The 21,584-nt window shown below is 38.9% G+C and carries 17 protein-coding genes; 10 read left to right on the top strand and 7 right to left on the bottom strand.

All coding sequences use genetic code 11. The features are described from left to right. Positions 1–266: 266 nt before the first annotated feature. Both porV and porU read right to left on the bottom strand, forming a co-directional pair. Entirely contained in the window at positions 267–1,430 is a 1,164-nt protein-coding gene (gene porV, locus MKJ01_RS16470) for a type IX secretion system outer membrane channel protein PorV (protein WP_241615268.1), read from the bottom strand. 60 nt (positions 1,431–1,490) lie between these two features. Beyond that, the gene (gene porU, locus MKJ01_RS16465; protein WP_241615267.1) at positions 1,491–5,387 is read right to left on the bottom strand and encodes a type IX secretion system sortase PorU; all 3,897 of its coding nucleotides are present in this window, start codon (positions 5,385–5,387) and stop codon (positions 1,491–1,493) included. 164 nt (positions 5,388–5,551) lie between these two features. Here porU and gldJ point away from each other — a divergent pair, with 164 nt between their 5' ends. Beyond that, entirely contained in the window at positions 5,552–7,147 is a 1,596-nt protein-coding gene (gene gldJ, locus MKJ01_RS16460) for a gliding motility lipoprotein GldJ (protein WP_241615266.1), read from the top strand. A 66-nt stretch (positions 7,148–7,213) separates the two neighbouring features. Continuing rightward, positions 7,214–8,485 (top strand): UDP-N-acetylmuramoyl-tripeptide--D-alanyl-D-alanine ligase, encoded by a 1,272-nt coding sequence (gene murF, locus MKJ01_RS16455; protein WP_241615264.1) that lies wholly within the window; start codon positions 7,214–7,216, stop codon positions 8,483–8,485. Here murF and MKJ01_RS16450 read toward each other — a convergent pair. Next, entirely contained in the window at positions 8,478–9,089 is a 612-nt protein-coding gene (locus tag MKJ01_RS16450) for an NUDIX hydrolase (RefSeq protein ID WP_241615263.1), read from the bottom strand. The genes murF and MKJ01_RS16450 overlap by 8 nt on opposite strands. 36 nt (positions 9,090–9,125) lie before the next feature. On the opposite strand from MKJ01_RS16450, the gene MKJ01_RS16445 reads away from it, so the two are divergent. After that, on the top strand, positions 9,126–9,515 hold the full coding sequence (locus MKJ01_RS16445; protein ID WP_241615261.1) for a hypothetical protein: 390 nt from the start codon (positions 9,126–9,128) through the stop codon (positions 9,513–9,515). Positions 9,516–9,546: 31 nt separating this feature from the next. Here the strand turns inward: MKJ01_RS16445 and MKJ01_RS16440 are convergent, their stop codons facing one another. From MKJ01_RS16440 to MKJ01_RS16430, 3 genes are read right to left on the bottom strand one after another with little or no spacing between them, the layout of a single operon-like run. Next, the gene (locus MKJ01_RS16440; RefSeq protein ID WP_241615260.1) at positions 9,547–10,593 is read right to left on the bottom strand and encodes an anhydro-N-acetylmuramic acid kinase; all 1,047 of its coding nucleotides are present in this window, start codon (positions 10,591–10,593) and stop codon (positions 9,547–9,549) included. Between the two features lie 7 nt (positions 10,594–10,600). Beyond that, positions 10,601–11,200: an LPS export ABC transporter periplasmic protein LptC gene (lptC, locus tag MKJ01_RS16435; RefSeq protein ID WP_241615259.1), complete on the bottom strand. Its 600-nt coding sequence runs from the start codon at positions 11,198–11,200 to the stop codon at positions 10,601–10,603. Between the two features lies 1 nt (position 11,201). Next, complete coding sequence (locus MKJ01_RS16430) at positions 11,202–12,497, bottom strand: hypothetical protein (RefSeq protein WP_241615258.1); 1,296 nt, start codon at positions 12,495–12,497, stop codon at positions 11,202–11,204. A gap of 267 nt (positions 12,498–12,764) precedes the next feature. Here MKJ01_RS16430 and MKJ01_RS16425 point away from each other — a divergent pair, with 267 nt between their 5' ends. The 5 genes from MKJ01_RS16425 to MKJ01_RS16405 all read left to right on the top strand — a co-directional run bounded on the left by MKJ01_RS16425 (position 12,765) and on the right by MKJ01_RS16405 (position 19,685). Further along, positions 12,765–13,883 (top strand): hypothetical protein, encoded by a 1,119-nt coding sequence (locus tag MKJ01_RS16425; RefSeq protein ID WP_241615257.1) that lies wholly within the window; start codon positions 12,765–12,767, stop codon positions 13,881–13,883. 494 nt (positions 13,884–14,377) lie between these two features. Further along, entirely contained in the window at positions 14,378–15,004 is a 627-nt protein-coding gene (locus tag MKJ01_RS16420) for a TetR/AcrR family transcriptional regulator (protein WP_241615256.1), read from the top strand. Continuing rightward, the gene (locus tag MKJ01_RS16415; RefSeq protein ID WP_241615255.1) at positions 14,988–16,298 is read left to right on the top strand and encodes a TolC family protein; all 1,311 of its coding nucleotides are present in this window, start codon (positions 14,988–14,990) and stop codon (positions 16,296–16,298) included. Before MKJ01_RS16420 ends, MKJ01_RS16415 begins: the two co-directional genes overlap by 17 nt. 19 nt (positions 16,299–16,317) lie before the next feature. Further along, positions 16,318–17,421, top strand: a complete 1,104-nt coding sequence (locus tag MKJ01_RS16410; RefSeq protein WP_241615254.1) for an HlyD family secretion protein — start codon at positions 16,318–16,320, stop codon at positions 17,419–17,421. Between the two features lie 689 nt (positions 17,422–18,110). Then, positions 18,111–19,685, top strand: a complete 1,575-nt coding sequence (locus MKJ01_RS16405) for a DHA2 family efflux MFS transporter permease subunit (RefSeq protein ID WP_241615253.1) — start codon at positions 18,111–18,113, stop codon at positions 19,683–19,685. Positions 19,686–19,734: 49 nt separating this feature from the next. Here the strand turns inward: MKJ01_RS16405 and MKJ01_RS16400 are convergent, their stop codons facing one another. After that, positions 19,735–20,106, bottom strand: a complete 372-nt coding sequence (locus tag MKJ01_RS16400; RefSeq protein ID WP_241615252.1) for a helix-turn-helix domain-containing protein — start codon at positions 20,104–20,106, stop codon at positions 19,735–19,737. 88 nt (positions 20,107–20,194) lie between these two features. On the opposite strand from MKJ01_RS16400, the gene MKJ01_RS16395 reads away from it, so the two are divergent. Then, positions 20,195–20,725 (top strand): NAD(P)H-dependent oxidoreductase, encoded by a 531-nt coding sequence (locus tag MKJ01_RS16395; protein ID WP_241615251.1) that lies wholly within the window; start codon positions 20,195–20,197, stop codon positions 20,723–20,725. Positions 20,726–20,882: 157 nt separating this feature from the next. Beyond that, the gene (locus tag MKJ01_RS16390) at positions 20,883–21,434 is read left to right on the top strand and encodes a DNA-3-methyladenine glycosylase I (protein ID WP_241615250.1); all 552 of its coding nucleotides are present in this window, start codon (positions 20,883–20,885) and stop codon (positions 21,432–21,434) included. Positions 21,435–21,584: the final 150 nt, after the last annotated feature.

Below are 21,584 nucleotides of genomic sequence, written 5' to 3'. Positions count from 1 at the left end.
TTATTGATAAATGAAAATGCCGTATCTATTTTTAAATAATTTATGAATATATTATATGGTAAAAATGATAGTCATAGACGTTGATTTTATGAAGCTGTTTCCCGCTATCCATTACAATCTTTTGTTTTGCAAACAAAAGGATTTCCATTACTATCGGGGCTAGGATGTAAGTTACAAAAATAAAAAGTCCCATAAAAATGAGACTTTTTAACGGTAATATAATTTACCTTATAATTTTTTATTGCAAGCTGGTGCTCACAATAGTTTTAATAATCTACGTTAGAGGTTTCATCACCGATGTTCCATGTAAGACCGAAACGTAAGGTGTTATCCAAAGCCGTATTGATTTTAGACATATTGATCAGATAAGAAATGTCAAGTCCGAATGAACGGTATTTCAATCCGATACCAGCCGTTGCAAACTGTCTTGCGCCCTGCTCTTCACTTTCATGGAAATAACCTCCTCTTACTGCAAATGCATTGTCATAAGAATATTCAAGAGCACCGCTGTACATAATGGAATTCGGATTCTTGAATGATTTTCCTATTCCTGCGATAGGACCCACATTAGGTATTGCATACATAGGTTGTCTTGTATTAGGATCATTTCCTATAAATTCAGATCCTGGAACCAAAATTTTAGAACCTTCAACACTTAAACCTACTTTGTTCATATCATCAAGATACATATCATATCCAACCCCTAATCTTGCCATCGTTGGAAGATAGGATCTTGATTCTTCATTTCCGGTATAGTCCAGTTTAGGACCAAGGTTTTGAATAGCGAAACCGGCATTCAGTTTACCGTCCATATTTCCGAAGCTGGAAAATTTAGGAGATGTGTAATATCCTGAAACATCTACTGCGAAAGAATTGGCGGGCTTTAATGTAGTATCTGTATTGAACCCGCCGGCTAAATCCGAACGGATAAATCTACCGGTAACCGCCATGGAATAAGAATCTGAAAGCTTAAGACCATAAGCAACGTCAATGGAGAATTCATTTGGCTTTGAAGTACCCATGGAAGCTACTTCATTTCCTACTAACTGAGTTAAGTCCACTTCACCCATATTGAAGTAATAGATACTCGCAGAGATGGTGGATCTTTCTTCCTGCCCTAAAAATTTATGGAACGCTCCATATAGTAAAAATACATCATTGGTAAGTTTTCCCATGTATGGAGTGTAGTTTAACCCCACGGAAGAACTTGTTCTGCTAAAAGGATATTTCGCAGCATTCCAGAATTGTGAAAAAGCATCAGGAGAGGTAACGACACCCTGGTCACCCATACCTCCGGCTCTGGCATCCGGTGCGATTCTTAAGAAAGGGGCTCCGGTCAATACCGGTCTCACAAGGCCTAAATCTTGAGAATAGCCTAAAAAACCAGCACCTAACCCAATCCCTAAAAGCAGTTTAGTAGTTAAATTCATATGTTGTCTTTTATATATTATCAGTTTTTTGTTGATATTATTATTGTTATTGTTTTAAAATTATTTCAAAAGTACCATTTTTTCTACAGCTGTAGCGCTTCCTTTGCATTTTTCTTGATTCTGACTTTTTGCAAATATCTTAAAAATATACGTACCTTTTGCAACAGTAGACCCAAAATCATCTCTTCCGTCCCATTCTATAGCCTGGCGTGGCGTTCTGAAGCCCTGTAGGAACGGTTCTGCAACTACCGGCTGAGATAAAGTTCTTACCAGTTTTCCTGTTAGCGTATAAATCTGAACATTCACATCAAGAATATCATCACAATTATGCTCAAACTGAACATATGTTTTATTAGTGAAAGGATTTGGCCAGTTAAGGGGTCTATTGATAACCAGATGCTGATCGGCTTCATCCTTAACTTCAAAGTTTAACGTAGCAGTCGTGGAATTATTGTTTATATCCCAAACTTTAAATGTTAACTGGTGCTGACCGACTGCCAGATTCCTGAAAGGGTAGGTTACATTCCCTTTCTGATAGTCTGCCAGACTCGGGCTCAGGCATCCGTTTCCTTCACCCGATGAATAAAAATCATTCAGGACAACAGTGTTGATAATCTGTCCGTCTAAATATACTGTGATATCATGACCGATACCTGATCCTGTAGAATTAATTCCCGTATCATCCGTAACACAAGCCAGCAGCATCGGATTCTGATCCGTAATACCGCCTTCTGCAAAGTTGGTATTATTCATATATAATTTTACTTTCGGCGGCTCATTGTCATTAATCCCGTTAGGATTAATATCGCCTACCTGTACGGCCTGATTATTAAATACGTCGGTCGCTTTATTATCCGCATATCCTAAAATCCTTCCTGTTCCAACCGCATAATTAATATCTTTAGGAACATAGAATTCTACAGTAAATACACCATTTACGGCAGTTCCCGATGCCTTTACAATGGCACTTCCTTCTTCAGTGTATTGAAGAACCGGAGTCAGGTCTCCGTCATTATTCAAAGTATTTTTATTAAACCTTTTATCGAAAATATTAATAACAACTCTCCCGTTGAAGGTGGTGTTAACGGTTCCGTTCGGATTGTTAATATGGCCTTTCACCTTTACGAAATCCAATCCTCTGATCAGTCCCGGCACGGGGCTTTCAATCCCATCGATTATCAGTAATCGTTTAGGTCGGCTTAGCTTCATGGCAGGATCTCCCAGGAAGTTTACTTTTAAATGTTCCGAGGAAGCCCCTCTTTGTTTTTTTGCATTCAGGTGAGCATATCCTAAGGTTTCAAAATCATCACTGGTAAGTTTAAAGATATTCTGGGTATATGTATTGGTAAAATCAATACCGTAACCTACATCAATGGCACGGCTTGAAGTAATCATGGTTGCAGGGCCTCCCTGTTTCAGCTTGATAAACTGTTCCCCTGCTGAAGAAGTACCCGGTTCGTCCCAAAGGGTAAATTCACAGGTAATGGTCGATACAAACGGGAATCTGCTGTATACATTGGTGAAGTTATTGGCATTTTGAACTTCAGATAATGTTAAAACTCTTTCCTGTGCCCATCCGTTGATCCCTCCGTGTCCGAAGTAAAATAAATAAAGGCTGTTCCCAATATCATTGGAAATTGCCTGATTGACCTGTGGATATCTCTTTCCTCCTGCGGTACTTTGTGCCGGAAAGGCATCAAGGTAAAGTTTTCTTACATTGTATTCTTTCAGATTCTGATTATTTTGCTCAAATACATTGACCAGAGAATTGTTCATGATCGTATGGAATGGTGTCCCGGTATCATTATCGTCATCCACTACAAAATCCAGTTTCATCTTCCATTCTCCGAAAGGGGTAGACTGTCCCGCTAAACTGTTATAGTATGCAAGTGTCTTATCAATCATATTGGATGCTTCCGTTACATTGGCTGCAGGAAGCCTTCCTACGGGAAGATCGGGTAAATTAGATTCAATGTATTGGTTGGTCTGTGGTTTTGTCATTACGATATAGTCATCCGTAACAAAAGATCTCACCACATCCATAGAATTTTCACTCTGGTAGCTGGTGACTACATTTGAATTATTGGAGATTCTGTTTTTAAAATCAAAAGAAGTATCTCCTAAAATAAACACGTATTTCAGAGTTCCCAGCGGCGTATTCAGCTTTGTGACAAAATCCCTTATCGCTGTAAGGTCTTTGCTTCCGCTTCCGAATTCATTATAGATTTTATCCGTATCTACAATCTGTACATTATAATTGTTTTTTGTCTGGTGGTAACTGGCCAGTCGTTGTGCCTGTCCCATCATTTCAGGAACCGTAATGATAAGGTAATCCACATTCTGTAATGCAGAAAGGTTCTGATTGTTAATTCTTCCTAAAAACTGAGGACTGAAAGCTGCATCTGCTCTGAAAGCTACAAATTCATTATTGAAATTTTGGTCGGAAGCTGTATAGGCAAAATTAAAAGTTGTATTTCCTGCCGCTTTATTTACTCTTCTGCTGGCATTGGTAATATCCGTAACATCCCAGATCTGTTCTGCAGATGCTGCATTAGACAGGCTGAAACCGTATGTGGTATTGCTTCCGCTTACTAATGAAAAATCCCTGAAATTCATTTGGGACCCGTTAAAAGTCAGGTTGTCTTTATACTGTACTTCAAAATAATCCGGATAAAATGTTCCGTTAGGGTTTACTGTAATATCAGGTTTAAGATTAAAAGTAAGCTGGTTTCCGGATACTCCTGTAACTGTGCCGAAATAATTGACCGGATAGAATTCATATGTTGAACTCAGGTCGGGCTCCGGAATATACCGTGAAGAAGAATTCTGATTATTGAAATTTAATGTTATGGTGTTCTTCTGGGATTTGTAAGCGATCACCTGGCCTTTGTATTTAATAATATCACCACTCTGGATCGGCGTAGCCGTGGTAAAGGTAACTGTCTTATCTGTAATGAAAGGCGCATCTTCCACCCAGGTTCTTCCGAGCTTCATCAGATTTTTCTGGTCATTGTTAATCACCTGGTAATTATCATATCTTGTGATCAGTGGAGTAGATGGCAGGTTTATATCTGCAGGTTGAACTCTTTTCCCCGGACCTTTATCAAAATTGATATAATAATAAGAATAGTCTTCATAAATATTTTTTACATTCTCACTTTTATCAGTTCTTGTCTCAACCCTTTTAAAACCGTTTCCGTTCGAAGTATTATAAAGGTTATAGCCGTTCGGACCCTGCGCATAGAAAAGCGCATAGTCATTGTCGTTCCATACACCGTCGTCTTCTCCCACCACCTGAATGGCATTTTCCTGAAGTGCGTTGTATTTTACATCCTGGTTATATTCCGGAAGCATGATTCCTCCGTTTCCGTAAATCCTGAAATTTTTAGGGTTCACTGAAGAAGGATTGATGCCGTTATCCTGCAGAAACTGTCTGGTAATTTTAAATATTCCGGATTTATCTACTCTTATTTTGTAGAAATTCCCGGTAGACAGGGGATTGGTAGTGGTTCCGACCTTTAACGAATTTCCTGTATTATTTGCTGAAGCGGTTTCTGAAATTTCAAATGAAGACAATCTCTGGATCTGTCCCTTTACTTTCTTAAATAAGGAAACATTAATGCTTGCATATTTTTCTCCTTCAAGATAATAATATACCGCATCTTTAATTTCATAATCCGGAAGAAGATCTTTGCTTATTTCAAATAAATCCTTTGAAGAAATATTTTCCCAAACAGGGTTGGAAACTTTTACCTGCTTTTCTCCTATTTGTTGTTTGATTGTTATAAAAATATTATTTTGGCTGAATGAAAATCCTTGATTTTTAAAATTGGGAAGATTCAATTTTGTGTCGCCGTAGTCTCGAATTTTAGATCCATCCCATTCAATGGTGATTCTTTGAGCCCATAGTGTTGATACAAAGCTTATTAGGAATAAAATTAAGATTTTTTGTTTCATACTGATGATTGAAATTTCTGAATTACAAAATAAATGAAAATTTTATAATTAAATTGTGATACAATAAAATTAATTTGTTAACGTTTTTCAAAAAAATCAACTCTTTACTTGATTTATTGAATAATTTATTTTTTCTTTGTACTTTGAAAATATTTATATCGACTATGAAAAAACTAAAGTTGTTTTCATTAATAGCATTAAGTTCTACACTTGCATTAACCAGTTGCGGAGGATCCAATAACGGTGGCGGAACTAAAAAGTTTGTCAGCAAAACAGGTTGGAAACCAAACGAAAAACAAGGTTGGTTTTTTGCAGGAAAGCAACAAAAGCAGAAAGGGTGGCCGGGAATGGTATATGTAGAAGGTGGAACTTTTACAATGGGATTAGTGAAAGATGATGTTATGCACGATTGGAATAACTCACCACGCAGAATGCAGGTAAGTTCATTCTTCATCGGAGAAACTGAAATTACTAACTACGAATACCGCGAATACCTGACATGGTTGAAGTATGTATTCCCTCCAAGCGATCCGAGCTTTAAGGAAATCTATAACGGTGCATTGCCGGATACCTTATTGTGGGACAACAAACTATCTAGGAATGATTACAACGAGACGTATTTCCGTTCTCCTGAATTTGATTATTATCCTGTAGTGGGAGTATCATGGACTCAGGCTAACAGATATTGCGAATGGTTATCAGACAGAGCTAATGAGAAAGCCTTAATGCAGGCTGGTATCATTGCAAAGGATTTATATATCAATGAATCCAACAATCAGGGTGGAACTGCGTTCAATATGGATAAATTCAAATCGAATGATCCTGAAATGCAGGGTTATATCAATGAGAAGAGAATGCAGCAGAAAACGGGTATGAAAACCACCAACCAGAGATTGCTGGCAGCAAACAGAGCTCCTAACGCAGCAATGGTTCAGAAATTCAGACTTCCTACCGAAGTGGAATGGGAATATGCAGCTTTAGGTCTTGCTAAAAACAGAGAATATAACAGATATTTAGGAAAAGAGCCTCAGATTGAAAAATTAAGAGGTGCTAAAGGAAAAAGCAGAGGGATGTTCCTTGAAAATTTCAAAATGGGTGCCGGTGACTATTCTGGTATTGCAGGATGGAAGAATGACGGAGCAGCACAGACATCAGACGTAAGACAGTTCCCTTCTAACGATTTGGGAATCTACGGAATGTACGGAAATGTTTCAGAATGGACTGCTGATGTTTACAGACCTATTATTGATGAAGATTTCAGTGACTTCAATTATTACAGAGGAAACATGCCTCAAGCTATTGTAAGAAACGGAGACGGAACTTACAAGATGGTTGACGAAGGCAGCATCAAATATGATACTTTAGCAGACGGAAGATTGGTATATAAAAATCTGCCGGGTCAGTTTGAAAGAGAAACCATCGCTGATTACAGAAACTACAGAGACGGTGACAGAATGTCTTCATTGGATTACAGAAATGCATCTGACTCTGCGAGTTCATACAACATGTACAATGCTCCTAAATCAAGATTTATTGTAGATGCAGCCGGAAAAGTGATCTTGCAGAAAGACCGGAAAGAAAGAACTTCTGAGATTTCCAACGATATCAGAGTGGTAAAAGGAGGTTCTTGGCAGGATACGGCATATTGGCTAGATCCGGGACAAAGAAGATATAAAACCCAGGACAGAGCATACGGATGGATTGGATTCCGTGTTGCCCAGGATGCAAGAGCTAACGATAAGAATAGAACAAGAAGATAAATAATATTATCAAAATAATTTTCAAAAAACCTTCCGGAATTCTGGAAGGTTTTCTATTTTTGAACCATGAATACAGAACAGTTTTATTCTTTGTTTTTACAGTCCGGAAAAGTGACTATTGACAGCAGAAAAATTGAAAAGAACGATATCTTTTTTGCTTTTTCCGGAGATAACTTCGATGCTGCTACATTGGCTGATCAGGCGATAAACAGCGGAGCTCTTGCTGTTATTCTGGAAAATCAGGATTTTGAAAATCAGGATAAAAATATTTTCTGTGTTGCTTCTACATTGGAGTTTCTGCAGGAGCTTGCAGTTTACCACAGGCAACAGCTTCAGATTCCCATCATTGGATTGACAGGAAGCAATGGGAAAACAACGACTAAGGAACTGATCCATGCTGTATTGTCTGAAAGATTCAATGTTCAGTATACCTCGGGAAATCTTAACAATCATATCGGTGTCCCCTTAACCGTTCTTTCCGTGAGATCAGAACATGAAATGGCAGTAATTGAAATGGGTGCCAATCATCAGAAGGAAATAGAACATCTCTGCACAATTGCACAGCCTGACTTCGGATATATTACCAATTTCGGAAAAGCACATTTGGAAGGTTTTGGAGGCGTTGAGGGAGTCATCAAAGGAAAATCTGAATTATATGATTATCTTATTACTCATCACCGCACTGTTCTTGTTAATGAAAATGATTTTATTCAGGTTGAAAAGACAAAAGGATATTCTCCAACCATTACTTTTGGAAAAGACACTTCTGATTACCAATTTGAATTGTTTTCGGAAGACCATTTTGTAGGATTACAATACCAGAATGTAAAAATCATTTCAAAGCTTACCGGGGAATATAACTTCACCAATCTCTGTGCAGCGGCAAGTCTGGGGCTTCACTTCGGAATTGATATTGAAAACATCAAAAAGGCTATTGAACATTACACGCCGACGAATATGCGTTCGCAAATAGTGAAAAAAGGAGACAAAACTTTAGTACTGGATACTTATAACGCCAACCCGAGTTCCATGTCTGTTTCACTGGCCAACTTCATCTCTTTTGAAGGCTCAACAACGATCATTATCGGCGATATGCTTGAATTGGGAGAAGAGAGTGAAAAAGAGCATCAGAATATCCTTAACTATGCAGCAGAGCTGGGCTTTACTCAGATCATCACGGTAGGGGAAAATTTCAAACAAGTCAATTCCATCTCACCGGCTTTTGAGAACACAGCTGAACTGATAGAATACATTCAATTGAATGCGATCCGGTCTGAAAATGTTCTGTTGAAGGGTTCCAGAGGTATTGCTCTGGAAAAATCAATAGACTTTATTTAGTTTTGATATCCCGGAACTCTTTAATAATCAGTTTAATATTTTTGAACGTACTTGGAAATACTTCATTCTCGATCTGAGAGGTGTTTTTCCAGGCTACTTCGGTAATTCCTTCTTCGATCTGTGGCTTTGAAGTGTCCTCACCGCTGAAATTCATTTCAAACCAGTGGGTACATTTCAACACTTTATCACCATTTCTTTCCACGTAGATGTGAAACGTGGTATTTATAAAACGCACCAGTTCTACATCGCTGAGTCCTGTTTCTTCTTCAATTTCCCTGACGGCAGATTCTTCGCGGGATTCCCCTTTTTCCATCTTGCCTTTCGGAAGGTCCCATTTCCCTAATCTCCTGATGAAAAGAATTTCACCTTCAGGATTATTCACTACGCCGCCGGCGGCTTCAATAATTCTGAAAAGTCCTTTGAACTCTTTCCAGATTTCATCGAGATTCTCTCCGAAAACATTTAATTCTTTTACAGATGTATTTTCAAGCAGGTCCAGTGCAATCTCTAAAGTTGTGGCATTTTCATAGCCGATCGTCTTTTCGAGATTTTCAGACTGCTTAGACAGCAATAATTTTTTTTCGTTCACAAAAACTTTATACATTTGTAATAATTAAGAATTTAAATACAAAAATAAAAAATGAATTTAGAAGGACGAAAGATTATTGTCAATAAATCATCTAAAGAATTGGTAGAGCTCCTGAAATCTCCGGAAAATTATAAAAATTTTATGCCGGACGGTCTTCAGAAGTTTGAAACAAGAGAAGACGGATTTAAATTCGGATTACAGGGAATGCCTGAAATTGCTTTAAAAATAGATGAGGTGACTGATGAAAAAGCCGTGTTGAAATCTGCAAGCTCAAGCCTTGATTTTTCGTTAACAGCAACCATAAAGCCCCTGAGCGAAAGCCAGACTGAAGTACAGATGCTTTTTGAAGGAAAGTTTAATCCTTTTATTAAAATGATGGTGGAGAAGCCGCTTCAGAATTTTATCAATACTTTGACGGATAAGATAGAAGCTTATAAATAATAAAAAAAACCTTCAGCACTGAAGGTTTTTTTTATGCCATAATTCCGGAGCTGTGATCATACAGGCTTCCGGTTGCCGAAGCCAGTACATTAATCTCACCATTAAGGCGTAAGGCACCCATTAATGCAAAAATCAGTGCTTCTTTAAAATCTATTATTTCTTTTTCTGGAATAATAACCTGCGTACTGCTTTGGGACTTTATTTTCTCAATCAAAAAACTGTTGTAGGTTCCTCCGCCTGTTATGAATACATTCCTTAACTTATTTTCATGGAAAATTTTTACAATCTGCTGCGAGGCATGCTCTGTAAAAGTGGCTATTGCATCAACTGTTTCAATAGTCCCGAATAATGGGAAAATATGCATATTGCACCATTCAACGCCTAAGGATTTAGGATGAGGCTGCTGATAAAATGCTATACTGTTGAGTTGTAACAATAATTCCTTATTAATTTTACCGGATCTTGCCAGATTACCGTTGCTGTCGAAATCTTTTCCCAGTCTTTGGGCCAAGTGATTTAGGACAATATTCACCGGAGCAATATCAAAAGCAATCCTTTGGTTATCTATTTTTAAGGAAATATTGGAGAAGCCTCCGAGATTCAGACAGGCATCATACTGTGAAAACAATAATTCATCACCAATCGGAACCAGAGGAGCACCGTTCCCGCCCATCAGGACATCCTGGCTCCGGAAGTCATAAATAACAGGCAAACCGGTTTTCAGTTTCAACGCCCTTCCATCACCGATCTGCAATGTAAACTTTCTCTGGGGCTGATGAAAAACGGTGTGGCCATGTGAGGCAATGACATCGATATGGGTAAGATTATGTTTTTCAATAAATTGCTGTACGGCTTTTCCCAGATAAAATCCATACGCTGAATCCAGTTCCAGCAGGTCTTCAGCAGAAAGATGAATTACATGCCTGAGTTTTTCTTCCCAATGAGCAGGATAAGGAAGGGTCTCTGCTTTTATAATCTCAAAATACCATGAGCCGGCTTGTTTTTCAAATCTGGCAAAGCAGATATCCAGACCGTCTAAACTTGTTCCGGACATCAGGCCGATGGCATGGAAAATCATAGAAGGATTATTTTTTGGTTTCGGATAATTTGGACGTTGTAAAATCTCCTGAATTCTGGTAAAACACATATTCTGAGAAATCGTCTTTTGCTGTCATTCCGTGGGCTCCAATCAGCGTGGAGCCATCTTCCATAGTCACATAAACTGTGTCTTTTGTATAAATACGCTTTTTACGCTGGTCCCAGAAAACACTCTGCATGGCAAACCTTTGATTTTCATTCGTGGTAATCCTGACATTGCCTCTGGCTTCATAGAACTGCTTATAATCGTAAAATTTAGCATATTTTGCTTTGATCGTTCCGGGGACTTTCGGTTTCTTCTTGTCAAAGAACTGAATGTCAATTCCTTTTTTAGCAACAGTATACGGACTGTCGATCAGCTCATACTTTTCAATAATCGGTGCTTTGGCACGCATTGTTACAAAACCTGAATCCCTCTGAATAATATTAGCATTATTGATGATCTGGGAAGGGAAATTCTTGCTCTGCTTATCCGCATTTTTGGTAAGATCTTCTTCACACGAAGTGATGATAAAAAATATAGCACAACTAAAAAGGCATGCTATATTTTTTTGATATGATAATGATATGTTTCTGAAAAATGACATTTTAGTTATATAAAGTCTTTCGGAACCATTTATCTGCAAAATTGAAACCGATCTTAAGATTGATATAGTTCTGGTTGATCAGATTATTTTTAAGTGTTCCTCTCTTTCCGAGCTCAACACCTATTTCAAGTCCGCTCATTCTTGTAATACTGCTATTTTTGAAAGGAAGAAGAACTCCTCCGGAAATACCAAACTTATTAATGTTTTGTCCTGCCAGCTGTAAGCTTCCTTTCTCATAGAACGCACCATAACGGTACACAATTCTTGATAAATAATTTCTGAAGTTATTGTAATTCGGTAAATACCATCCTCCGGCAGAAATCCTGTAAGAATCCTGAAGATCCAGAGAATTACCGAAATAAGCGATGCTTTCTCCTTTTTTATAATCTCCCTGTACGGATAAGAACCACTGGTTTTCCTCACCATATCCTATACCCAACGATGCCTGTAGCGGCAGAAGGTTTTTGGAATTTGTGCTTCTACGCTCTATAACGCTCTCATTACCTTTGGTCGTTTGTGAAGCGTCAGTATAAAAATAAGTGCTGTTTACATAATCGGTAGTCATGTTACTGGTATTCCCGAATGTAGTAGTGGCACCGATGGTAAGCTTTCTGTCCGTACTTGTATTAAGATTCTGGTAACTTGCCCCTAAAGTAAAGTTGAAATTTTTAATGCTGTTTTTGGTCTCATAACCGTTAATCAATTCTGCATTGGATTGTGCAAGTTCATTAAGGTCGTATAAATTCCCAAAATAATAATTGGCTCTTACTCCTAATGCGAATTTATCATTCACTTTATATCCCAAAGCGATCTGGGCGGTATTTAATGTTCCTGATCCTTTGAATCTGTTGTATCGATTAGCATATACTACATCTCCGTTTTTAAGCTCATCGACATGCAAAATGTCGTAGCTCTTTGAACTGTAAGGCTGATAGGAAAGTCCCATCTTCAGTTTTGGAGAAAGAGGGAATGCCAACGAAATATTGGATAAGTACGTAGAATGTTTGGTAGACTTCGTATTGTTATAATCTGTTTTAAAGTAATTATTCTCATTCGTAGCTTCCAGCTTAATACTGGTAAGTTCGAAATTAGCATTGTTTGCAGGGTTTGCAAAGTTGAAATTACTTGTAAAATCACTTATAAAAGCAGTTGATATACCTCCCATTGAGGCGGTTTCAATCGTATTATCATACTTTACATCCCCAATTCCATAAGTTGCGTAAGGCGAATTACTTATATTTTGGGCATTTAGGAAATATCCCACTGATATAAATGATAGTACAAAGATTTTTTTCATTCTTTATTTTTAAAATAATGCGCAAATATCTTAAATATTAATGAATTGTAAAAATTATAAGAGGTTAAAGTTTGTTAAGGGGAAAATATAGGAATAAGTTCATATCCAATCGGACTTTCTGCCAGTCTTTTAAAATAAATTCTGTTAAATAAGAACTCTTTATCTGCGATTAATTTTAATTGATAATTTAATGAATTGCTATTTCTACTATCGCAAAATTCACATTCTGAAAACTTCAACTTTCGCAATTTTCTTTATCTTTGAACCATGAATTGGGAGAACATCGCCGGACAGGAAAGCCTGAAAAAAGTTCTGAAAGAAAGTATTGCCGAAAACAGGGTGAGCCATGCCCAGCTTTTTGTAGGAAAAGAAGGCTATGGCACGCTGCCGATGGTCTTAGCTTATGCAAAAGAAGTATTGAGCCTTGAAAATGAGCATGCGGCTTCAAAGGTAGAGCACCTCAATCATCTGGATTTGCATTTCAGCTTTCCGGTTTTTACGGATAGCAAAAATTCTTTAAGTAAAAATAAATTTGAAGATTTCAGGGAAATGATCCTTAATTTCCCCTACTCAAGCTATAATGACTGGACCGCTTTTTTGGAATCAGAAAACAAGCAGCTTTTTATATCTGCGGATGAAATTGATGACCAGAACCAAAAGTTTTCCTTAAAAAGCTTTGAAGGCGGAACTAAGATTCTGATTGTCTGGAGGGCTGACAAAATGAACGTGGCAGCTTCCAATAAATTCCTGAAATTTTTAGAAGAGCCGCCTGCAAAAACAGTTATTCTTTTAACGGCAGAATCCACAAATGATATGTTGCCGACCATTCTTTCCCGAACCCAGATTGTAGAAGTTCCCAGGATTAATGATGATGATATAGAAGCGTATCTTAAAAAGAATTTTACTATTTCTGATGATGCCATCGGTGAAATTATCCATCAGGCCCAGGGAAACCTGAACGATGCCATCCGGTTTTTACAGTCCGGAAATAAAAGTGATGAATTTGAAAAACTTTTCATCCAATGGGTACGTGATGCTTTTATGGTGAAAAAAAAGCCTGAATTTTTGAAGAATATTATTCTTTGGGCACGGGAAATCGCAGGCTGGAACCGTGAGAAGCAAAAGAACTTTTTAAATTACTGTTCGGAAATTTTCAGACTGGCACTGCTTCAGAATTATCAGTCGGAAGGGCTGGTCTATAAAAAAATAGATGCCAACGGCTTCAACTGGACCGGCTTTTCAAAATTTATCAGCGGAGCCAATATTGAAAATATTCTTGAAGAAATAAGTATGGCTGATCTGCATCTCACAAGAAATGGCAATCCTAAAATTATCTGGACAGACTTAGGGATTAAATTATCAAGATATATTCATAAGAATTCATAAACGGAAAATTTTGATAAATAGGGGACAGCGATTTTTCCTCTATCATTTCTACAAAAATATCCCTGAATTTACACTCTCAAAAATTTCTTAACTGGAGATGCTTCCAGCATTCAGCTTGCCTCTTCCAGCCTTTAAATCCCGTTTCTCTTCCGAGTTTACGTTATTTTTCCATAAAGTAACCGATTCAATATACCTTATTTTCTAAGTAATATCTATTGACGTTTCAGCATTTTATGATCAGGAATAATTAACACGATCAATTTAAATGAAGCAGGTTAGTGATTTGGTTATTTTATCCATCTTAAAAATCCTGTAGGTGAGCTTGAAAATTGTAGTCTATCATATTTATTAATTTTTTGAATAATATGTAATTTACTTTAAGCCAGTCATTTATTTAAGTAAATATTAAAAATAAATTAAAAATTCAATCAAACGTTTGATTTATTCAAATTTGGACGTAAATTTGCAACGTCAAAAACGAGAACATAACTAAGATGATTTCAAAAGAAGAAAATATATTGTTTGCCGCCGAAAAGCTTTTTGCAGAAAAAGGTTTTGAAGGGACTTCCACCCGGGAGATCGCCAAAGCGGCCAACGTAAATATTTCCATGATCTCTTATTATTTCGGTTCAAAAGAAAAGCTGTACGAGAAGCTGGTGGAGTTTAGGATGAATGAAGGACAATTTTTCTCAAAAGATATTCTGGAAAGAACCGACATGAATGATTGGGAAAAAATAAATAAGATCGTAGACCAGTTTGTAGGAAGGATACGACACCAGAAATGCTTTTACAGAATCATGCAGCGGGAGCAGCTTCACACGGACAATCCAAATATTGTGGATATGCTGAAGCAGGCGAAGCTCGGATTCCTGGCTATGTATTCCAAGATACTGGAAAGTGGCCTGAACAACGGGATATTTACCAAAAACCCTCCGATCTATCTGCTTCATTCAACTATAAGCGGGACTTTATTCTACGCTTTCAATGCCAAGGAAATGTATAAGGAGTTCCTAAATAATACCGATGAAGAAGCTGTCTTCGATGAAAAATACTACACAGAACTTAACACCCATATTAAATACTTACTTAAAGACCTTTTAGGTTATGAAGAAAATAAATAACTCAATCCTTGCACTGGCTCTGTTTGTAGGAATGGCAAACGCAAATGCCCAGGAAAAAAGAACCCTCACCCTGGATGAAGCCGTGCAGCTCGGCATCCAAAACAGCAAAAGCCTGAAAATTGATGCCGCCAAAATAGAAGAAGCAACGGCAGATCTTCTGGCAGCCAAAAACAGGCAGCTGCCTGAGCTTTCCGTTTCAGGAAGTTATCTGTACCTTCCTTTGAAGCCGAATGTGAACATCAAATTACCGGGCGTTGCCGGAGGAGGCCCTGAGATCCATCAGGTTGCTTACGGATCTGCTAACTTAAGTGTACCGATTTACAGCGGCGGAAGAATAAAGTACGGGATTGAGTCGGCCAAATACCTGGTAGAAGCATCAAAACTAAATACGGAAAGCGATAAGGTGGCGATTGCCTACAATGTCGCCCAGGCATACAACAATTTGTTCAAAGCCAACCAGTCGATTAAAGTATTGGAAGAAAACCTTTCTGCTTCCCAGAAAAGAGATGAAACTTTCCTGAAGCTGGAAAACAATGGGGTAATTGCCAGAAACGACCGGTTGAAGGCCAATCTTCAGACGTCAAACATCGAGCTGCAATTGCTGGAAGCGAAAAACAATTACAATATTGCCAACATCAATATGGACCTGCTGTTGGGACTTCCCGAAAGTACGGAAATTGAAGTAGACCAGAATTATATTGAAGAAGGTACCGAAGTGAGACCCGTTGATTTTTACGTCAATGAAGCAAGAGAAAACCGGAAAGATCTTCAGGCTTTGGATAAGCAGAGACAGGCCGCTGCCTTGGGCACCAGATCGGCAAAAGCGGAAAACCTGCCGTCGATCGCCTTCACCGGAGGTTATGTGGCTGCAGACATCCCTAAATTTTTAACCATTTACAATGCAGTGAATGTCGGTGTCGGAATTTCTTATAATTTATCCAATTTATGGAAAGAAAATTCTTCGCTGAAACAGTCGCAGGCGAGAGAAATGCAGCTGGCTGCCAGTAATGAACTGCTGAATGACAATATCAAGTTGGATGTGAACCGGGAGTATCAGAATACCGATTATTCCAAAAAGAGAATTGCCGTTTTCGAAAAATCTGCCGAGCAGGCCAACGAAAACTACAGGATTACAAAAAACAAATACGATAACGGGTTGGCCACCATGACAGAACTTCTGGATGCCGATGCCGCACAGATTGCCGCCAATGTGGGTGTCATCAATGCAAAAGCAGACGCAGCACTGGCCTACCGAAAACTATTACAGACTACAGGAACTTTAACAATTAAATAAATAAAGAACGATACCCAACATGGAAAATAATACTACTCCAGCTACTGAACCTAAAAAGAAGAAGAGCTTAGTCTTTCCTATCATTTTAGCAGTTGTTTTAATTGGCGGCGGGATCTACGGATATAACGCGTATACCTATGGCCAGTCTCACGAAGAAACCGATGATGCACAGATTGCCTCCAACCTTTCCCCGGTGATTTCCAAGATTTCCGGATACGTAACGGAAGTGAAGGTAAAAGATAACCAGTTTGTAAAAAAAGGAGACACGCTGATTGTTCTGGACAGCAGAGATCAGAAACTGGCACTTGAACAGGCGGAAGCCGCTTTGGCAACGGCAAAGAGCAATATTTCCAATGCACAGGCGAGCACAACGGCAACGTCTAAAAACATCGGTTCATCCCAGGCAGCGGTTACTACGGCCAATGCACAGATTGAAGCCGCACGGGTAAATGTATGGAAAACGTCGCAGGACCTTAAAAGATATTCAAATCTGGTAAAAGACCATTCTATTACGGAGCAGCAATACGAGCAGGCATTGGCTGCAAAACAGACGGCCGACAAACAGCTGCAGGTTTTAATTGACCAGAGAAACCAGATCGCCCAGCAGACGAATATCGCTTCTTCGCAGACGGCAGCAAGCTCCCAGCAGATCGGTGTGGCGAGTTCCGTAGCGAAGCAGAGAGAGGTGGATGTGGAAAATGCCAGATTAAATTTATCGTATACCGTGATTTTAGCTCCTGAAGACGGATATGTCGGAAAAGTACCGATCCAGGCCGGACAATTTCTACAGGCCGGTTCCCAGCTGTTTGCCCTGGTAAAAAACGACCAGAAATGGGTAGTGGCCAACTTCAAGGAAACCCAGGTGGATAAAATGGTGGAAGGACAAAAAGTAAAGATAGAAATCGATGCTTTCCCTGACCAGGAATTTGACGGAGTGGTAAGCTCTTTCTCTCCTGCAACCGGAGCTACATTCTCTATCCTGCCTCCTGATAATGCCAGCGGTAACTTCGTAAAAGTAGTTCAGCGGCTTCCGGTGAAAATCGATTTTGTAAATCTTGATAAAAACGTCGCCAAAAGATTAAGAACAGGAATGAATGTGAAAGCAGAAGTTTCCTTAAAATAATAAACTTAAAGTGAATTGTCAATGCTGCTGAGGAAGTTGATCGCAAGAGAAAATGAAGAGGCAAAATTGACTATGAAATGGAAGAACCATTGACAATTCCTTTATTATCATAAAATACATTATAAGTGAATTGTCAGTTTGCGGAGGAAAGTCAGAATGATCATGATTGAAGAAGACAGACTGATGATGAAGATGTCGGAGAACAGAATAAGCTGATGAGGTGGAAACGATGCGAAGAACTGATAATGAAGAGGGAAGCGGTTGTTGAAGAAGGTTCCTTATGTTGCTGGAAATGAAGAAGAAGGAACATGAATGAAGCGGAGACCGTCTGAAAAGAAAATCAGCCATGCAGGAGAAATATGAAGCGCAGGCTGCTATGAAGAGGCCGGGAAAAAGAATTCCGTCTGAATGTAGAAGAACGATGAAGAGATACTGACAACATGCGGATGAAATGCTGACAATTCACTTTTATAAAATACCATTAAAACAGACAGAGGTTAAGAGATCCGGATCTCAATGACTGAAATTAAACCTAAGATTTAAAGTAAGGAAGAGGGGAATATCTCTAAAATCAACCTCACCCTGAATTCAATCTCATTTAAACAGAATAAAGTTAGTTCGTTGCCGCTTGTTCTGATCAGAAATTTCCGGATCTTATGATCTCCTGATTTTTTAATACCAAAAAAACTATGCAAGATTCATTAGTAGAATATGGAGCCCGAAGGGTAATCGTTACGATTACGGCCATCCTTTGTGCGCTGCTGGAAATTGTGGACTCCACGATTGTAAACGTTGCCCTGAATGAAATGAAGGGGAACCTTGGCGCCACCCTTTCGGAAGTGGGCTGGGTGATTACGGCGTATGCGATCGGTAACGTCATCATCGTACCGATGACGAGCTGGCTTTCCCAGCAGTTCGGACGGAGGAATTATTTTGCCGCATCCATCATTATATTTACCGTATTCTCCTTTCTTTGCGGAAACGCAACGAATATCTGGGAGCTGGTATTTTTCCGTCTGATGCAGGGAATAGGTGGGGGAGCGCTTTTGGTAACTTCCCAAACGATTATCACCGAATCCTATCCGGTAGAAAAGAGAAGTATGGCACAGGCCATCTACGGTCTTGGGGTAATTATCGGTCCTACATTGGGTCCGCCGCTCGGAGGATACATCGTGGATAATTTCAGCTGGCCGTACATTTTCTACATCAATATCCCGATCGGGATTGCGGCGACATTAATGACGCTGCAGTTTGTAAAAAGTCCGAAATATGCCGAAAAACGGAAGGCTTCCGACGTCGACTGGCTTGGGATTGCATTACTTGCGGTAACCGTAGGATCGCTGCAGTATATTCTTGAAAGAGGACACGAAGAAGACTGGTTTGCCAGCGGATGGATCGTTGCCCTTACTACATCGGCGGTGTTAGGATTTATCCTATTTCTCTGGAGGGAGCTTACCTTCAAGTATCCGATTGTGGAACTCCGGGTTTTAAAAAACAGCAATTTAAGAATTGGTACCGTGATGTCCTTTGTCTTAGGATTCGGATTATACGGTTCCACGTTTATCGTTCCTTTGTACACGCAGAGTATCCTGGGCTGGACGGCGCTTCAGTCGGGAGCTCTGATGATCCCTGCGGCACTGACGACGGCTTTCATGATGCCGATCATCGGGCGGCTGCTTTCTAAAGGGGCAAAACAACAGGTACTTGTTTCCCTCGGACTGTTTATTTTCTTTATCTACAGTTTCTGGGGCTATAAAATCCTGACGCCGGATACCGGAAAAGATGCCTTCTTCTGGATGCTGATTGTAAGAGGTGCGGGTCTTGGACTATTGTTTATCCCGATTACCTCTCTTTCTTTAAGTACTTTAAAAGGACAGGAGATCGGACAGGGTGCCGCCTTTACCGGGATGATGCGGCAGCTGGGTGGTTCCTTCGGGATCGCAGCGATCACCACGTTTATTGCAAATGCGAGCCAGAAATACAGGGTCAACCTGATTTCCCATCTTGACGAAACGGACCTGGCGGTGCAGCAAAGGCTGCAGGCCCTGAAAGGAAGTTTTATGGCTAAAGGAATGACGCCTGACGCCGCGATGAACGCTGCCTACAAAATACTCGATCTCTCCGTAACGAAACAGGCCACCGTGCTTTCCTACATGGATGTCTTCCTCTATCTCGGAGTGGTCTTCCTGATCTGTATTCCGTTTATCCTCTTCGTGAAAGAGAGGAAAAGCAAGGAAAAGATAGATCTCAGCAATGTACATTAAATTTTATTAAACATATAACAAAATCTCCGATTAATTTTCGGAGGTTTTGCTATATGGATGAATTACTGATACTGGCCTTATGCATGGTTCCCCATTTATCGAGTTCTTCTATCACAGGTTTTAATTGATAGCCGATTTCTGTTAATTCATATTCCACTCTGGGAGGCACTTCAGCATAAACCGTTCGTGTGACAATTTTATCTTCTTCCAGCCTTCTCAATTGAAGGGTAAGCATTCGCTCGGTAATGTTTCCCAGATTTTTTCTTAATTCTCCGAATCTCAATTTTCCGTTAATAAGATAGCTGCAGATGGCAAGTGACCACTGCCCACCAATAAGCTTTGATGCATACAATTCAGGACATTCTTCTGTAAGGGCTTTCTTGTTGGCAAAATTAGTCGATGTTTCCTTTATTTTAGTCATTGCTTACATTTTTTATAGTACCATACAATCGGTTGCTTATATCGAAAATGTAAGTTACATCTATTATTTTTGAAATAGAATTTAAAATATGAAAACATTAATCATCGTTATCCATCCTACTATGGAAACTTCTGTTATTAATAAAAGATGGGTTGAAGTATTGAATCAGTTTCCGGATAAATATACAGTTCATGAATTATACAAAACCTATCCGGATGGGAAATTTGATGTGGTAAAAGAGCAGAAATTAATTGAGTCATATGATAAAATCATATTTCAGTTCCCATTGTACTGGTTCAGCAGTCCGCCATTGCTGAAAAAATGGTTTGATGAGGTCCTTTTGTATGGCTGGGCTTTCGGAAGCCGCAGCGGTTATAAAATGAAAGAAAAGAAGATTGCCTTAGCAATATCTGCAGGGCTTGATGAGAAAGATTTCAGTGCTACAAGCAAATATAAATATTCCTTGAAAGAATTGCTGAGACCCTTTGAGCTTACTTTTGAATATGTAAAAGCAGATTACTGCGAACCGTTTGTATATTATGGACTGGAACAAAATCCTTCAGCAGCCTATGTTGAAGAAAGTATTCCATTATATCTGGACTATATTGAGAAATTATAAAATGCGTTAGCTAGAAAGGCTCAGAAAATTCTTATTGACTAATAGATGCTCAGGTTAATTCTGCGTAAAACTGATCGAAATTAATAAAATTAATTATTCTCCTGACTGACAGTTGTCACAAACTCATCTTATCTTTGTTGTAAATTTATTAGTTAGGATGAGTTATTGTTCAGCCATAGAAAATATGCAGCCTGAAAGCAGGAAAGCACTTCACAAAAAATACCATGATCATTATTACGGTTTCCCGATCCATGATGACAATGAGCTGTTTGGAAGACTTATTATGGAAATCAACCAGGCAGGACTGAGCTGGGAAACTATTTTAAGGAAAGAAGAAGGTTTCCGGAATGCGTATGACAATTTTGAAATTGAAAAAGTTGCAGCGTATACCGAAGCTGATCGTGACAGGCTGCTTGCCGATTCGGGGATTATCAGAAACAAATTAAAAGTAAACGCGGCCATCGAAAATGCAAAGGCCATTATCGGATTACAGGAAGAATTCGGTTCATTTGAAAAATGGCTGGAACATCATCATCCGAAAACCTTACCGGAATGGATGAAATTATTCAAAAAAACGTTCAAATTTACCGGAGGTGAAATTGTAAATGAATTCCTTATGAGTATCGGTTATCTGAAAGGCTCGCATGATGAAAACTGTGCGGTTTATCAGGAAGTTTTGAATTATGAACCTATGTGGAAGAAAGGGTAGTTGTTGTTGATTAGGTTGCAGATTGTAAATTCTAGACCTCATAAACGGTTTAGGAAATAAATCTTAAAGAATTTTGGTAGTGTCTCACTAACTGTGTAAGTTAAAAAGTTATTCTGGAAAATTTTGAGCCCTTACAGCTCAAAAAATTTT

The sequence above is a fragment of the Chryseobacterium sp. SSA4.19 genome, assembly GCF_022601875.1.
Classification (GTDB): Bacteria; Bacteroidota; Bacteroidia; order Flavobacteriales; family Weeksellaceae; genus Chryseobacterium.
Note: the sequence above shows the minus strand (reverse complement) of the source record. Positions and strands in the feature narration are given on the sequence as shown.

Excerpts from the sequence above, each read along its gene's own strand:
- MKJ01_RS16440 (WP_241615260.1), bottom strand. The coding sequence starts at position 10,593 with ATGATTTTCCATGCCATCGGCCTGATGTCCGGAACAAGTTTAGACGGT.
- porV (WP_241615268.1), bottom strand. The coding sequence starts at position 1,430 with ATGAATTTAACTACTAAACTGCTTTTAGGGATTGGGTTAGGTGCTGGT.
- MKJ01_RS16390 (WP_241615250.1), top strand. The coding sequence starts at position 20,883 with ATGAGTTATTGTTCAGCCATAGAAAATATGCAGCCTGAAAGCAGGAAA.
- porU (WP_241615267.1), bottom strand. The coding sequence starts at position 5,387 with ATGAAACAAAAAATCTTAATTTTATTCCTAATAAGCTTTGTATCAACA.
- murF (WP_241615264.1), top strand. The coding sequence starts at position 7,214 with ATGAATACAGAACAGTTTTATTCTTTGTTTTTACAGTCCGGAAAAGTG.
- MKJ01_RS16415 (WP_241615255.1), top strand. The coding sequence starts at position 14,988 with ATGAAGAAAATAAATAACTCAATCCTTGCACTGGCTCTGTTTGTAGGA.
- lptC (WP_241615259.1), bottom strand. The coding sequence starts at position 11,200 with ATGTCATTTTTCAGAAACATATCATTATCATATCAAAAAAATATAGCA.
- MKJ01_RS16450 (WP_241615263.1), bottom strand. The coding sequence starts at position 9,089 with ATGTATAAAGTTTTTGTGAACGAAAAAAAATTATTGCTGTCTAAGCAG.
- MKJ01_RS16420 (WP_241615256.1), top strand. The coding sequence starts at position 14,378 with ATGATTTCAAAAGAAGAAAATATATTGTTTGCCGCCGAAAAGCTTTTT.
- MKJ01_RS16405 (WP_241615253.1), top strand. The coding sequence starts at position 18,111 with ATGCAAGATTCATTAGTAGAATATGGAGCCCGAAGGGTAATCGTTACG.
- MKJ01_RS16410 (WP_241615254.1), top strand. The coding sequence starts at position 16,318 with ATGGAAAATAATACTACTCCAGCTACTGAACCTAAAAAGAAGAAGAGC.
- MKJ01_RS16445 (WP_241615261.1), top strand. The coding sequence starts at position 9,126 with ATGAATTTAGAAGGACGAAAGATTATTGTCAATAAATCATCTAAAGAA.
- MKJ01_RS16425 (WP_241615257.1), top strand. The coding sequence starts at position 12,765 with ATGAATTGGGAGAACATCGCCGGACAGGAAAGCCTGAAAAAAGTTCTG.
- MKJ01_RS16430 (WP_241615258.1), bottom strand. The coding sequence starts at position 12,497 with ATGAAAAAAATCTTTGTACTATCATTTATATCAGTGGGATATTTCCTA.
- gldJ (WP_241615266.1), top strand. The coding sequence starts at position 5,552 with ATGAAAAAACTAAAGTTGTTTTCATTAATAGCATTAAGTTCTACACTT.
- MKJ01_RS16395 (WP_241615251.1), top strand. The coding sequence starts at position 20,195 with ATGAAAACATTAATCATCGTTATCCATCCTACTATGGAAACTTCTGTT.
- MKJ01_RS16400 (WP_241615252.1), bottom strand. The coding sequence starts at position 20,106 with ATGACTAAAATAAAGGAAACATCGACTAATTTTGCCAACAAGAAAGCC.